The organism is Gemmata obscuriglobus, from assembly GCF_008065095.1.
In the GTDB taxonomy this organism is placed as follows: Bacteria; Planctomycetota; Planctomycetia; order Gemmatales; family Gemmataceae; genus Gemmata; species Gemmata obscuriglobus.
Map to the genome: position 1 here is coordinate 5,820,562 of NZ_CP042911.1, position 15,450 is coordinate 5,836,011.

9 protein-coding genes and 1 tRNA gene are annotated in these 15,450 nt (G+C 66.2%); 9 read left to right on the top strand and 1 reads right to left on the bottom strand.

Annotated features, from left to right (window positions below):
• Positions 1-25: 25 nt before the first annotated feature.
• The 5 genes from GobsT_RS24345 to GobsT_RS24365 all read left to right on the top strand — a co-directional run bounded on the left by GobsT_RS24345 (position 26) and on the right by GobsT_RS24365 (position 10,546).
• Complete coding sequence (locus GobsT_RS24345; RefSeq protein WP_010037351.1) at positions 26-604, top strand: SMI1/KNR4 family protein; 579 nt, start codon at positions 26-28, stop codon at positions 602-604.
• Between the two features lie 14 nt (positions 605-618).
• Positions 619-1,692: a selenide, water dikinase SelD gene (gene selD / locus GobsT_RS24350; protein WP_010037350.1), complete on the top strand. Its 1,074-nt coding sequence runs from the start codon at positions 619-621 to the stop codon at positions 1,690-1,692.
• Between the two features lie 215 nt (positions 1,693-1,907).
• A complete protein-coding gene (locus GobsT_RS24355) occupies positions 1,908-3,872 on the top strand; it encodes a hypothetical protein (protein ID WP_148087854.1) in 1,965 nt (654 codons plus the stop codon).
• 470 nt (positions 3,873-4,342) lie between these two features.
• Entirely contained in the window at positions 4,343-5,323 is a 981-nt protein-coding gene (locus GobsT_RS24360; protein WP_010037344.1) for an alpha/beta hydrolase, read from the top strand.
• A 1,509-nt stretch (positions 5,324-6,832) separates the two neighbouring features.
• Complete coding sequence (locus GobsT_RS24365; RefSeq protein WP_010037342.1) at positions 6,833-10,546, top strand: PVC-type heme-binding CxxCH protein; 3,714 nt, start codon at positions 6,833-6,835, stop codon at positions 10,544-10,546.
• Between the two features lie 77 nt (positions 10,547-10,623).
• Here the strand turns inward: GobsT_RS24365 and GobsT_RS24370 are convergent, their stop codons facing one another.
• Positions 10,624-10,860 carry a hypothetical protein gene (locus tag GobsT_RS24370; protein ID WP_010037339.1) on the bottom strand — a complete coding sequence of 79 codons (237 nt, stop codon included), beginning with the start codon at positions 10,858-10,860 and terminating at the stop codon, positions 10,624-10,626.
• Positions 10,861-11,088: 228 nt separating this feature from the next.
• Here GobsT_RS24370 and GobsT_RS24375 point away from each other — a divergent pair.
• The 4 genes from GobsT_RS24375 to GobsT_RS24390 all read left to right on the top strand — a co-directional run bounded on the left by GobsT_RS24375 (position 11,089) and on the right by GobsT_RS24390 (position 15,392).
• A tRNA-Met gene (locus GobsT_RS24375) sits at positions 11,089-11,161 on the top strand.
• 125 nt (positions 11,162-11,286) lie between these two features.
• Entirely contained in the window at positions 11,287-12,591 is a 1,305-nt protein-coding gene (locus tag GobsT_RS24380) for a tyrosine-type recombinase/integrase (RefSeq protein ID WP_010037336.1), read from the top strand.
• A 313-nt stretch (positions 12,592-12,904) separates the two neighbouring features.
• On the top strand, positions 12,905-14,917 hold the full coding sequence (locus GobsT_RS24385; protein WP_010037332.1) for a hypothetical protein: 2,013 nt from the start codon (positions 12,905-12,907) through the stop codon (positions 14,915-14,917).
• A 97-nt stretch (positions 14,918-15,014) separates the two neighbouring features.
• The gene (locus GobsT_RS24390; RefSeq protein WP_010037329.1) at positions 15,015-15,392 is read left to right on the top strand and encodes a DUF1580 domain-containing protein; all 378 of its coding nucleotides are present in this window, start codon (positions 15,015-15,017) and stop codon (positions 15,390-15,392) included.
• The last annotated feature ends 58 nt before the right edge of the window (positions 15,393-15,450 follow it).

Genomic DNA, 15,450 nt, shown 5'->3' on the forward strand with positions numbered 1-15,450 from the left:
TACGACCGGTCTTACGGAGCACCCCGTGACCGACCTCTCCGACACCTGGGATCGTATCCACCACTGGCTCGCCGCGCACGCCCCGGCCGTGCTGGCGAGCCTCGCACCTCCCGCCACCGACGAGCAGTTCCGCCAAGTTGAAAGCGTCACGGGCACCGCGTTACCCGAACACGTCAAAGCGTGCTACCGCGTTCACAACGGTCAGGCCCCGTTTCACCGCGCGCCGGCATTCCTGTACGGGCACCGGTGGCACGGACTCGCGGACATGGCGGACTACTGGGAAACGCTTCACAGCCTGCGCGGCGAGTTCGCGGAGGTGCGTGGGGCGCCACGCGGGCCGATCCGCAAGGACTGGTGGCACCGCAAGTGGCTCCCCCTTACCCGCGACGGCGCGGGCGACCTGCACTGCCTGGACCTGTTCCCGCCGAAGCGCGGGCACGTCGGCCAGGTCATTTACTGGTACCACGACGAGAGCGAACGGTTCGTCGTGGCGAACAGTCTGCCCGCGTGGCTCGCACTGTTCGCCGCCGAACTCGAACGCGGCGAGTTCACCACCGCACCGGACACGCACGGCCCCGGGCTGGTCCGTGTCCGCGATCTGTGATTCCGGAGTTGCCGATGGATACGACCGAACCGATCCGGTTAACGAAACTCGCGAAGCGGGCCGGGTGCGCCGCAAAACACCCGCCGGGTTTCCTGCTGCCCCTGCTGGGGATGCTGCCGCCGATCACGGACCCGAACGTGCTGGTCGGCAGTGCCACCGCCGACGACGCGGCCATTTATAAGTTGTCGCCGGATCTGGCGCTGGTCCTCACCACCGATTTCTTCACGCCCATCGTCGACGCGCCCCGCGACTTCGGCCGGGTGGCGGCGGCGAACGCGCTGTCCGACGTGTACGCGATGGGCGGCAAACCCACAGCGGCGCTGAGCATCGTGGGGTTTCCGGACTCGCTCCCCGCGGCGGTGCTGGGCGAGATCCTTGCCGGCGCATCCGCAGTCGCGGCCGAGGCGGGAATCGCCATCGTCGGCGGGCACACCATCAAGAGTGAGGAGCCGATTTTCGGCCTCGCGGTGGTCGGCACGGTTCACCCCGACCGCGTGTTGAGCAACGCGGGGGCGAAACCGGGCGACGTACTCGTTCTCACCAAGCCGCTCGGGTTGGGCATCATTTCGACGGCCGCGAAGAACGATCAGGACACGCGCGGGGCGATTGCCGACGCGATTCGGGTCATGACGACACTCAACCGCACGGCCGCGGAGGTGCTCACGCAGTTCGAGGTCCACGCCCTCACCGACGTAACGGGGTTCGGGCTGTTGGGGCATTTGCGAAACGTGACGGCAGCGAGCGGCGTGACCGCAGAGGTGTTCGCGTCGCGCGTTCCGGTGCTGGACGCCGCACGCGAGTACGTGAAAGCCGGGATCGCACCCGGCGGAACACGAGCCAACGCAAAATTCCTCGCCGACTGGGTCGAGTTCGCGCCCGAGGTTCCGCCGGAAGAGCAACTGCTGTTGTGCGACGCACAGACGTCCGGCGGCTTGCTCGCGGCCGTACCGGTAGCCGTCGCGGATGAGGTGATACGCGCACTCAATGCGGCCGGTGCGCTCGCAAGTGCGAACGTGGGCTGGATCACCGGACCGGGCCGCGGAACGATTCGTGTCCGACACGGGGCGGCAATCCAGAAAGGGCCATGAAAACGGCCGCTGGCCGAGCGAATTTACGGACTCCCGTAGAACCCGATTCCCTGTCACAACCCGTTCATCCGGCCCCGCGAGTGCGGCCGCGTAGCCGGATGAACGGGCGTGCGAAATGAGCCCCAAAAATCCGCGCTCGGCGACCGAATAGGATCGAGTGGCGAGTCGCGCCTGCGGCACCGGGTTGCCGGCGCGATCGCCGTTCGGAAACCGTTATGCTCTCCGTTACCAAACGACTGGCACGACCACCCCTGCCCCGCTTGCCCCTTCGGCTTGCGGCTCTCTTGCTCCTGGTCGCCGCTCACCCCGCATCCGCTGCCGACCTCGCGCCGGGAGCGCCGCCCCTCACCCAGGACCTCGCCGACCTGCGCCGGGACGCGGTTGAGGTGTCGCTCGACATTCAGTTCACCGCCCGTCAGCTCCGCGAGCACCAGCGGCTGTACGCGTGGCACTGGAAGTACGCCACCGCCGACCGCCAAAAGGCCGAGGCCGCGTTCCTGCCGGCCTTCCGCGGGGCCTTCGAGAAGACGGACGCGGACCGCAAGGCGCTGCGGGAAAAACACCGGGCGGCCCTGCTGGCCGAGGCCAAGGAGCGGGCCGAAAAGGGGAGCCCGTACCACCGCTGGCTGCTCGCGACGGCGGACCGCGCGGCCGAGGTCATCGCGGCGGGGCCGCCGCCCCTGCGCCGCGACGCCCTTGAGAACACCCTGGAGTTCATCCAGTGGGTGCTCCGGATGCAGCTCACCGTCCGCCAACAAGAAGAGTTCTTGCGGCTGGTGCCGGCGGAGTGGAACCGGGACACGGCGAAGGCCGACCGCGAGACCATCATCAACGAGTTCCTCCCCGTCTACCGCAAGGTGGTGCGGCTCGCGCCGGGAGACCGGACGGCCGTCCGCAACATGGCCGAGCCGCTGCTCCTCGATGCGCTCAAGAAGCCCGAGACGCCACTCGACCGCTGGCTGGCCGGCGCGCACGCCGAGGCGAACAAGGTTCTGGCCGCTGGCCCGCCCGACGCGCTGACCGCCGGGGCCACCGACCAACAAGCGGACTTCTACGACTGGGCGCTGGGGCTGCGGCTGGCGGACGACACGCGCGCCGAACTCCGCAAGCTGATCGTTCAGGACTGGACGACGATCGAATCGACGCGCCGGGGCACACTCGACACGGCCCGGCTCATGGACGACCCGCCGGGCGGCGGGGCCGGCGAGCTGAGCCGCCTCCGGGACCGGGCCAGCACGCTGCTGTTCGTGTGCGGGCAGCCGAAGAACGTGGTCAACCGCGCGACGATGGACGTGTACCGAAAGGCCCACCCCGGGGTGGAAGCCCCGATTCTGCCAGACAGTCGGAAGGTGCTGGCGGACGGCGCCCCGCCACTGACCGAGGGCGAGGCCGAGTGCTCCCGGATGTGCTTCGAGTGGCTGTTCGGGTTCACGTTCACCGCCGACCAGCGGGCCGCGTTCCGCAAGACGCAGCTCGACGAGTGGGCACGCAAGGATAAGGCCTCGATGGAGGGGACGCTGGACAACGCGTTCCTGTACACGCAGCTCATGTGGCTCACGCCGGAGGACCGCGAACTGGTGCGTGCGTTCACCCTTCCGGACTTCTTGAAGGTGATGCGCGAGACCAAGGATACGGACCCGGGGAACAAGTGGTTGTTGGAGCAGTACGAGGCCCGGTACCCGTCGCTCGTGAAGGGCAAACCCGGCCCGACGCAGGCCGACGCGGACGCGCTGGGCGAGCTGTTACGGTTCCAGACGCGGGAGGTCACCGGCGGGGACGCCGGCGCCGCCGAAAAAGTGGCGACCGTGGCGGTCGAGAAAGTGAAGTCGGGCGTCGGCGCGGTACACGAAGTGACCGGCGCGGCCCAGCAGCTCGCCCTGATCCGTTACGCCTGGCCCACGCTCAACGAGGCGGACCGCCAAGAACTCCGCGACCGCTGGGCGGACAGCCTGCGACCGCTGGGCGTGAACCCCAAACTGGCGGTGTGGCAGGCCACTCCGTCCCCGGCCCGGGAAATCGACTCGGTGGCGGCGTGGCGGGCGCTTCAAGCGCAGCAGCAGAACACCGCCATGATCAGCAACATGCTCCGGATGCAGCACCAGACCAACATGACCATCATCCGGAACATGGGCAGCACCCCGTACCGGTACGAGTACAAGTACGAGTACCGCCGGCGGTAGTGTTTGGTCGCAGACCAGTTCACCAACAGCGTGCCGATACAGCGTTAGAGCGCATGGCCGAATAAGCCCCACTCCGAGAGGCGCGGCCAGCCCGAGACAAGGGCGCTGAAAACACTTTGACAGGATCGACAGGATAAACAGGATTTCAAATTGATCTGTCTTCATCCTGTCGATCCTGTCAAAAGATGTCTTCATAAACATGATTTCCGCGTGGGCCGAAACGGGGCCACGACCAGCCGTCCATTCCGCCTCCGGTTCTTCTTTAACTTGGCACCGGACCATTTTGCATCAGCAACCGGGAACGGGTTTCGACCGAGACATCCCGGAAAATTAACGCGCCGCCGCGCCAACACTTCAACCGCCGTTCCGGATCTGGCAATTGCCCTGTTGATGCACCCGGTTGCGGCGGCATGTCCGCTGTGATACGGTCAGGGCCGGTCGCCCGCCCTCCCACCTCATCGGAGTTCCCGATGCTGCCGCGCCGGTTCCTCTGCCCGCTGCTCGCACTCGCCTCGGCCAGTCTGCTCGCCCTCGCGAGCGGGCAGGCCCAGGACACAAAGGACGTGAAGAAAAAGGACACCAAGAAGGAAGAGAAGAAGCTCCCAACGCCTGCGATCCCGCCCACCGCGGCGGGCGTGAAGTACGGCCCGGACGAGCGCAACGTGCTCGATTTCTGGCAGGCCAAGTCCGATGCGCCCACGCCGCTGGTGCTCTGCATCCACGGCGGCGGCTGGGTCAACGGCGACAAGAGCAGCTACTACGGCAGCGTGAAGGGGTACCTCGATAAGGGCATCTCGGTGGCCACCATCAACTACCGGCTGATGGCCCAAGCGAACGCGCAAAAGGTCACCCCGCCGGTGAAAGCCCCGCTCGAAGACGCGGCGCGTGCCCTCCAGTTCGTGCGGTCGAAGGCGGGCGACTGGAACATCGACAAGAAGAAGATCGGCGCGACCGGCGGGTCCGCGGGCGCGTGCTCGTCGCTGTGGCTCGCGTTCCACGACGACATGGCCGACCCCAAGAGCGCTGACCCCGTGGCGCGCGAGTCCACCCGCCTCTACTGCGCCGCGGTGAACGGCGCCCAGGTGTCGCTGGACCCGAAGGTGGTGCGCGAGTGGATTCCGAACTACACCTACGGCGCGCACGCCTTCGGGATGAAGAACCTGGACGAGGTGGAGCAGAACCGCGACAAACTCGCGGGTTGGATCAAGGAGTACTCGCCCATCGAGCACGTGACGAAGGACGATCCGCCCATCGGGCTGTATTACGCCGGTCCGAAGGAGCCGAAACCGGGTGAGAAGGACGCGGACCCGACCCACTCTCCGACCCTGGGGATCAAACTGGCAGAGAAGCTCAAGGCCACCGGCGTTGATGTCGTGTACCATTCGGCCGCCGAACCGAACGCGAAACTCCCCACCTCGCAGGCGTACCTGATCGACCGTCTCAAGAAGTGACGCCGGTTCTCATCCGGCTCTCGGCCCCCGGCCTGTGCGAACGGGCGGGGGCGTCTGCGCTCAGCACATCGACGCTGGCACTATCGCAGTTCCAGCCATTTTTACGTTCACGCTGCATGATCCAATTGGTCCGGCGCTCCGGGCCGTGACACCGCATCTGACGCGAGCGCCCCCGCACCGTCCGTGCCATCAGTCCTGTAGGGGCCAAACCCGCGACCCCGATTGACCGGACCACGCGCTTCCCGGCGAGTGCCCGTTCACGGGCGAAGACGGTGCGCACAACAGAGGACCGTCTTCGCCCGTGAACCAGCCCCGGGAACAACGACTTCGCGGTGAGTTGTGGCCGAAACCGGTTCGGGTGACTTGCTGGCTTCCGCTGGGACAGAGGTCACTCGCACCCGCGGCTGATGGGGCATCGACTGGACAAGTGCTACCGACCGACTGGTCATTCGCTGGGTGGTTGCTACCAACGAATCGCCTAGTTGAAACCTCTGGCGGCGAGTTTCGGGCCGCTCGGAGTTGATACACGGCGATCAGGAGATATGAAGCAACATGATTTTGCAAAATGACTTGCAACGAATGCCCTATTGTGATGGTCGTTCCGCACGGGCCGCTTTGCTCGGCCCGAATGCCACGCGACACGGGTTTGCGAACGACAAACTCGCTGGCTTATTGCTCATCTACCGGATGAGCAATAAGACCCGAAATCAGATGGCGGTGTCCGGTGACGCGCTGGGTTCTGCATACTTTTGCTCAGCCCGCCACGCTGCAGTTAACGCGCTCCATGAACTGGCGACGTGTAGCAGCGACAGCAGTCGCTCAGCATGCCGGGGAACTTGTACCCCGGCGAGTACCGCGGCCGTCGTTCTGTCTGGAGAGCCCAGCCGTCCGACGGCACGCCTGATGAGCCGCGAGATCAACCGCGAGGCTTGTACCTGTGGGGCGCGAAAGGTTGGCGGATTCTGGACGCGCTTGGCCCGGACGGCGGAAGCTACCTCACTCTTCGGCTCACGGCCTTTCGTCGGGAACCAGAGCAAATGGCCGCACGACGGGCACGGAGCATCCAGCGCCGGATTCGAAGGCTCGACCTTGCAGCGCTGGCCGCACACGACGCAACGGTTCGAATCGCCTTCCGGTGTACGGGACGAAATCGACACCGCTTGCCCCCCCGGGACACAAAAGGACATTCAACTTTCGATAGCGATGATGACTGAGACAGTCCGTCAACGGGATCTCGCTCGGAATCTGCTGTGGCCGAACTCCTGTCGGCAGAAAGTAAACGCCAGATGTGCGGACAGCAACTGCGTCATCGTCGCGGCCGTCATTTGGTGGGTTTGTGCGCTCCCACCACCTGCGTAAGGCGTTTGCGCTGTGCAACCGCACTCTCCGGCCGGCCTCGTCTGTCGTTCGCCCGAAATGCCTCTTTCTTCACGGCCCCGGTGCGCGGTATCCTCTTTCTATCCTACCTGCCTTCTCGCGCTCAGCTCTCCCGCGGAGACCGCCTCCACTATGCGCACCTTCCTGCCTACCTCATTGCTGCTACTCGTAATCGCGAACCTGCTACCGCCCCCGCCGACCGTCCACGCCGCCCCGCCGGTCCCGGCCGCGCCACCGGAGTTCGCACCGAACCAGACACCGGCCAAGCCGGAACCGTTCCCGATTACGCTCATGGATCAGGGCCGGTTCGACCCACGACTCCAGGGGCTCTCGCTGCCCGACGGGTTCAAGGCCGAAATCGTCATCGACGCGCCGGACACCATTAACCCGGTCGGCATGACCTTCGACCCGGCGGGCAACCTTTACGTGATGGAGTGGCGCCCCGACGCGGTCACCGGCGACCGGTGGTTCGAGGTGAAGGAGACGTTCCGCTACCGGGACGGTACGACCCGGCAGGTCGCGACGATGAAGAAGTTCACGACCGACCTCATCAAGCAGTTCAAGTACAACCCGGCGACCGGGCGGTTCGACAAGCCGCAGCCCATCATCTCGGAAGAGCTGCCGTCGAGCATCCTGTACCACGAGGGGTACCTGTACGTCACCGGGCGGGGCACCGTGCGGCGGTGGACGCAGTCGAAGCCGAACGGCCCGTGGGACGTGCGCGAAACGATCGCGCAGGGGTTCTGCGGGTTCCACCACCACCAGGTGTCCGGCCTCACCATCGGCAACGACGGTTTGCTGTACCTGACCAGCGGCGACGACGACAACTTCGTGGAGGGTGCGGACGGGAGCCGGGCCACGGTGCTGCGCACCGGGGCGGTGTTCCGCTGCCGCCCGGACGGCTCCAAGATGGAGACGTTCTCGATCGGGTACCGCAACCCGTACCGCGACATCGCTTATGACGACAAGTTCAACTTGTTCCACACCGACAACGACCAGGAAGACGGGAGCAAGTTTCAGGGGTGCCGCATCGTCCACGTCGCGGAGGGCACAGACTTCGGCTGGCGGTTGCAGCCGGGCGCGCGGTGCTGCCGCACGGACTTCGTGCGCGGGGCGGTCGCGGGCGAGCGCCCCGGAAAGGTGGCCCCGATGATCAAGACCGGGCGCGGGTCACCCGCCGGGATGCTGATCTACAACGACACGCGCCTGCCCGAGCAGTACCGCGGGCTGATGTTCTACCCGGACGTGTACCGGCAACTGGTCCGCGCCTATAAGGCGGCCCCGGACGGCAGCACGTTCAAGATCACGAACGAGTTCGAGTTCATGAAGCCGGCCAAGTCGGGCGGCGCGGCGGACGGGCTGTTCCGCCCGTGCCAGATGATCACCGGGCCGGACGGCGCGATCTACGTGTGCGACTGGCGGACCAACTCTGGCGGCGCCGGGAAGCTGTCCGGCGACGGGGTCAACGGCCGCATCTACCGCATCACCTGGGCCGGCACGAAGGATTCGCCCGCGCTGCCGCGGCGCGGGATGGATAGCTGGGCCAAGATCCAGAAGCAGACCGACGCCGAGCTGCTCAAGACGCTGGGCGCACCGGACCTGACGGACCGCGTCGAGGCCCGCAAGGAACTCGTGCGCCGCGGTCCCAAAGCGCGCGACCTGGTACTCAGTAAGTTCGTCTCGGGCTCGCTGGACGGCGACGCCCGGTTGGTCGCGCTGGGGGCGCTTCAGTCCCACTGGACGCCGGAAGTGGAAGACCTGTTCCGGCTGCTCGTCAAGGACGATTCCGCCGACGTGCGCCGGCTCGCCGTCGAGGCGCTGGCGTACCACGCCCGCCCGAAGGACCAGCGGGTCCACGAGGCACTTGCGCGGGCGCTCGGCGACCACTCGCCGGCGGTCCGCCGGGCGGCGGCGCTCGGGCTGGGGCGGCTCGGCGCCGACGGCGCCGGGGACGTGCTCGTAAGCACGCTGCGCCAGGACACCGACGCCGACGCGTACCTGAAGGACGCCTACGTTCGCGGGATCGAACGTCTCGGCAAGCCCGGCATCGACGCGCTGCTGGTGCTGGCTCAGACAAGCGACAAGGGGGCCGACCTGGTGGCGGACGTGTTCCTCGGGCTGCGCGCCCGGGCCGCGGCCGACGCGCTGCCGGAACTGCTGCTGAACCCGCACCTGGACGCGGCCCAGCGCGAGGCGCTGGTGCTGTCGTACACGAACTACCAGACCGACCCGCCGGTCTCGCTGACCCCGCTCGCGGACTACCTCGCGCGGCGGCCCAACGAGCCCGCGAGCGTTGTACTCGCCGCGGTCGAGGTGTTCGGCGCGAGCGGCGAGGCTCTGTCCCCGCGGGCCGTTCAACTGGTCCTGAACCTGCTCGGCCGCCCGGATGAAATGACCCGCCTGTCGGCGATCGCGGCCATCGAGACGGCCCGGCTTCAGCCCGCCGCGCCGAAGCTGATCGAGTTCCTCGGCGACGCGAACCGGACGCAACTGGAACGGGGCGCGGCGGTTCGTGCGCTCCGCGTGCTCGGCGACCGCCGCGCGGTCGAGCCGGTGAAGGCGCTCCTGAAGGGGCCGAACCCGGCCTTGCTGAAGGCCGAGGCGCTGCGCACGCTGGCGGCGTTCGACGCCGCGGCCGCGCGCAAGGAGGCCGAGCCGCTGCTCGATCAGGCGGACCCGACGCTCCTGACCGAGGCCGTCGCGGTGCTGTCGGCGACACGGGCCGGGACGAAGCTGATCGCCGAGCGGTACGTCGCGAAGAAGCTGCCCCGTGAGTTCTTCCCGCAGGTCAACGACGCGCTCGGCAAGTTCCCCGACGAAGTAGTGCCGGCGGTGGTCGGCTTCGATCACCTGTTCTTCCCGCGGATGGGCCGGGCGGTCGCGGACCCGGTGCTGGCGAAGCTCCGCACAGACGTGCTGCGCGGCGGGTTGCTGCTGTCGCTCGAACCCGGTCAGGTGGACAAGATCCGTGCCCTGGTGAGCGCCAAGGGCGACCCGAAGAAGGGCAAGGAACTGTACCTGAACACGAAGGTGCTGGCGTGCGCGACGTGCCACCGGCTCGAGGGGGTGGGCGGGGCGGTCGGCCCGGACCTGACCCGTGTGTGGGACACCCACAGCGTCGAGAAGATCCTGGAAGCGATCGTGGACCCGAGCAAGGAAATCAAGGAGGGCTTCCAGACGTACCGGCTCACGACGGCCGACAGCAAGGTGTACACGGGGCTGAAGATCAAGGACGACGCGAAAGAGGTGATCCTCCGCGACGCCACCGGGCGCGACATTCGCGTGGCCAAGGACGAGGTCGAATCGCTGACGGCGAGCAAGCTGTCGCTGATGCCGGACAACGTGGCGTCGCAGCTCACCTACGACCAGTTCATCGACCTGCTGGCGTTCTTGAAGAGCAAGGGGCAGCAGGAGTCGCTGCGCGGGCTGGTGGTGGACGCCGCGGTTGTCCCGATCACGACCACGGACATGACTTCGACGAAGCCCGAGCCGGTTGCGAACGTAACGTGGGCGGATGTGACCGCCGGGCCGAACGGTAAGTTCGACCTGAAAGGCACCTTCGCGGCGCCGAACGCTCCCGCGGTCTTGGTCCGCGCCTATGTCTTCGCCCCCGCGAAGCAAAAGGCGGCCGTGACTGTCGAGAGCGAGAACCCGTGGCGGGCGTGGGTGAACGGCTCAACCGCCCAACCCGCGGCGACCACGGAGGTCGAACTCGTGCAGGGCTGGAACGCGGTTCTGGTGAAGGTGGCCAACGGAGGCAAGCCCGCGGTACTGAGCATCCGCGTGGCCGGCGACGGGTTGCGCACCGCATCCAGGCCCGACGCGCCTACAACCGGCGGTCGGTAACCGGGCGCCGGTGCTCCCGCTCCGGGTTCCAAGTCGGCGACGCGATCGCGTCTCGGAACTCGGAGCCCGGAACCGGGTCAGTAGATGCCGCCGTGGATGCGCTCGGGCGTCAGGTGGCTGGGCTGATCATTGAACCAGAACCGGCGCCACTCGTTCTGGATCTGGCGCAGGTCTTCCGATTGATACAGCAGTTGCTGCATCCGCACGTTCGGGTCGCTGGAGTACTGGTTCAGCAGGCACCCGCTGTTCGCCGTCAGCGCGACGGCGGCGATCAGGGCCAGCAACAATTTGCGGAATGCGAGTTTGCGGACCATCCCCGTGCCTCCGTGCGCCGGTGTACCGTGCCCGCCGGTGGTGCCGCGCGTCCCCCACGCCGACAGCCTTCCGGTGAGCCGTACCCAATTTATCGACACAGACGGCACAATCCTTGAATTCAATTCTGCTTTTGTGACCCGTGTGCCAAGTTCGGGGTGGCGGTGAACCTCGAACCGCTCAACACTGTCTTGCCAGAGTGCCGCTGGTGAGTAAGTTAAATATACCCTGGCGGGGTAGCTCAGAGGTTAGAGCACTCGCTTCATAAGCGAGGAGTCGTGGGTTCAATTCCCACCCCCGCTACTGGCTCGAAGTGATCGCAAGCCCTTTCTGCCGAAGCAGTTTCTGCTTACCCCGGTGAGTTGCCGGGTGCGGCCCCAAACGACGCGAAGTGTGAAATCGTTTCACGCTTCGGGGGGACGTGCCCGATGCCCGCACAGCGCAAGTCTGTTCCGACCTACTGCCTCCACAAGCAATCTGGCCGCGGTCGTGCCGTTTGGACCGACGCGACCGGGACACGCCGGTTCAAGCTGCTTCCCGGCGCGTTCGAGTCGCGCGAGTCGCGCACCGCGTTCGCAACCCTCCTGCTCGAACTCGACGCCTCGCCTGCCGCGGTCACCGCTCCCACACAGGGAATGACGCTCGCCGAGGTGATGGTCGCGTACCTCCAACACGCCGAACGACACTACCGCGGCGCGGACGGGAAGCTGACCAGCGAGTTCAACGAGATCAGGTTGGTAGTCAAGGCGCTTCGGGAGTTGTATGCCGAGACGCCCGCTGCCGAGTTTGGCCCACTGCGTCTCAAGGCCGTTCAGCGCAGGTGGGTGAACGCGAACCTCGCGCGTTCGGAATGCAACCGGCGCGTGAACCTCGTCCGGCGCATGTTTAAATGGGCGTCGTCTGAAGAACTGGTTCCGGTGGCGACCTACCAAGCGCTCACCACTGTCAGCGGACTTACTCGCGGGCGATCCGCAGCGCGCGAGACCGAACCGGTCGGGCCGGTCGAAAATGTCGTGGTCGATGCAACGCTGCCATACCTGAACCGTTTCGTTCGCGGGTTGGTTCAGTTCCAGCGGTTCACCGGGTGCCGACCCGGGGAGGCGTGCAACCTGCGCCGGTGCGACATCGACATGAGCGGTCCCGTCTGGCTGTACCGCCCGGAGACGCACAAGACCGCATGGAAGGGGAAAAGTCGCGTTATCGCGATCGGCCCGAAAGCTCAACTGGTACTCAACGAATTCTTCACCACCGAAGCGAGTGACTACCTGTTTAGCCCGGAGCGTGCGATGGAAGAGCACCAAGCCGAGCGCGCCGCGAACCGTAAGACGCCTCGATACCCCAGCCACATGAAACGGAACGTCGGCAAGCGGAAGGCACGGCCGAGGCGCGCACCGACAGACAAATACGACCACCGCTCGTATTCTCGCGCCGTCGCCCGCGCCTGTGACGAAGCGTTCCCGGCCGCGGCACCGCTCGCGCAGCAGTCCGGCGAAACGCGAGTCGCGTGGGCGAGTCGGTTAACGGTGGATGAGAAGGCGCGTCTTCTGGCGTGGCAGCAAGAGCACCGCTGGCACCCGAATCAACTCCGCCACAGTTACGCGACTCGGGTCCGAAAGGAACACGGCCTCGAAGCCGCCCAAGTGCTTCTCGGTCACTCGCGTGCCGATGTAACGCAGGTGTACGCCGAACGCAACGAACAACTGGCCGTGGCCCTCGCTGCCAAGATCGGGTGAGGGCACAACGGAAGTTGATCTACGCGCCCCTCGCAATCTATTGGTATACTTGTGAACACATGGTCGCCGCCCGGTTGCAAACGGGTGGTTCGTGGGTGTTCGGGCGGGCGCAAGAGCCGCCGTCTTCCCTGCCGCTCGGCCCGGTGTGCGGGTACTTTACATGCCTGAATCCGTGCGAACGACCGTCGAATCTGCCCGTCTTTCCTTGTTGAACCATTCAGCACCCGCGCCCACCGCCGGCGCGGATGCTGCCCCACATTTCCCCGCGGCTTTCCGACACCAACCCATCTCTCCTTTCGCGGAGCGGTGGCGGGTGAAGCGCGAAGACTACGATCAGTTCGTCGCAACCGTAAACCAAGCCAACGCTGCCCTTCCGGGTGGCATGCGTTTTCCCGACGCCCTGATTGCCGACTGGATGGCGTCCTGGGTCGATGACCTGTTCATCGGCATTGTCCCCCAACACGACCGGCTCGCCCCGCACGAGGTGATGAGCGCCATTGAGGACATTGTCGCGCTCTTGGAAGCACTGCGTTTCACCGAGCGCCGGGCCGGGTGGTCGGGCGCAGAGCGCGTGTGGTTCTACGAACTCCCGTATGACCCGGGCCTCGGCACCTTTCCCACGGTGGAGTGGGTGGCGCAGTATTGCCCCGAGTGTGACCCGCGGCGGGGGCTGGAAGATCGACCCGGCGACAGTTCCTTGACAACGCGCTACGACCAATCGCAGTTCTTTGAGGCGGTTACGTTTCTGCTCGGAACTCCGACCGACGAGCAATGGGCGTGGCTCCGCCGGTTGGCGTACCGAACCGATCCGATGCAGCGCCTCTGGGACGAACCACCGCGGCACCACGCTTGGGCACGAAATCAACTTCGGCGGTGCGTTGCGGAACTGGCCGGCATCCTCGGTGTCGAGTGGCCGGAGTTCGACCCGAGTTCTCCCATCTTGGAACTCGTTCGCGAGGCGCACAACTGGGTTGTTGGGCACGCACGACCGGAACTGGCTCGCCGGGGGTGGTTGGACCGCGCGGGTGTCGGCCGAGCGGCAACCCAACCTCCGTCCGATGGCCCGGGCGCACCGGTTAAGTTACGTTCCACGTTGGGGGGCTTGCTTGAGTACCTTGAAGGCGCCGAACGGAACCGCGAGTTCCAGCGCCTCAACCAGCATGAACAATTACGAAGAGGTCTCGTAGCTACGGACCCTTCATCCGCGCATCTGCTACCCGACGAGAGCGAGATGCAGGGGATACGGCGGATTGAGGTACTGTGCGACCTCGAACCCGGAGAAGCGGGGATCAATACCTCGAAGGTGCGCCGGTTGCGGGCAAAAATCTGCCAGCGGCAACGGTGGCAACCACAGCACGCCAACGAACTGACGCTCGACGAAGCAGCCGATTTGCTTGAAGGCGTCCAGCGGGTCACGCTCGATGAATTACAACAAGCCAGCCGAGATCAGCTTCGCCACGGGCTTTGCACAATCGACCACATTAGCGCCGGGACGGGTGAGTGGGTTCAGGTTACCGGTCTGAGTTGCAAGGTGATCGCCGGGAGCACCCCGACCGCGTGCCCGGACGCGAATCCCGTACTTCCGCCCTCGCTGTTATCGCTCGCGGAACAGGCGATTCGTCGGCTGTATCCGCTCCCCGAAGGAACCACCGTCCACTGGGTCGGGCACGACACCGGTGTGCGGAACCGGTGCCGGTGCCACCCCGGCGCGCCGTTCGCGGCCCCGTTCGATCAGGCGAGGTGGGGGGCGGTTGCGGAACTGACTAACCCAAACTCCACAATGAGACCGCTCCGAAGGACAAATGATCCGACGGCGCACATTTCCCTTCGGGACCACGCCGGGCGCGAGCACTTAGTATCGCTTGCGGCGTGCCAATACCACGGGCGCCCCACATGCCCCGAATACCTCGCGCAGACACCCGAGCGGTTGAACGATCCGTGGCTCGCCGAGCGCTTGCTCGCCGAGCGGAACCTGGAACTGTGGGCGACCCGCGATGGCGTGTGGTTCGTGCTGGACGGCGACACGCGCGAGACCGTGACGATCAACGGCGACCAACTTAGCGATCTTCGGCCGCACGCGGTAGTAACGACCACGACACCGGGGCCGGGGGTGCCAGATGCGGTTCGCGCCACCCCTCCGCTCCAGCGCGAAGCGGCACGGAAAACCGGGCGTCCGCTCGACGATACCAAACCAGAGGTGGTGAAGTACGTCCGCGAACTGCGTGAGAAGAAAGTGCCGTGGAAGTACATTCCCGACGCGGTGTTTCAGCAATTCAAGGTCCGATACACCTCTGAAACGCTCCGCGGCTATCTCAAGAACGGGTGACCGGGGCGAAACCTTTTGCCCCGTTTCGGCCCAATTACAACTCCGCCGCGCATCGGCCATTGTGAACCTCAGCACAACCCGTGCGAGGAGGTTCACGATGGCCGAAACCGTTTCCGAAGCCGCATCCGCGCTGCCGGTGCTGGCCGAAATCCAGGTGGGCGCGGGGCTGTCACTGTCCGCCGCCGGGCGCCTGTTCCCGGGGCACCGCGGCGGCGCGTCCGTTGATCCGTCCACCGTGTTCCGCTGGGTGACCAAAGGCGCCCGGGCGGGCGAAGGGCGGGTCGTCAAGCTGGAGGCCGCCCGGGTCGGCGGGCGCTGGCTCACGTCCCGCGAGGCCGTCGCCCGGTTCGTCGCCGCGCTCACCGAAGCCGCAACCCCCGCTGTTACTCCGGTCGCACCCACGACCCGCGCACCCGCAGCTCACACGCGTGCGACCGAGAAGGCCGTCGCGGCGCTCAAGAAGATGGGCGCCTGATCCCTACCCGGCCAACTTCACTCACCACTCAACGAAATCGGCCCGGGGAGCCGCGCAA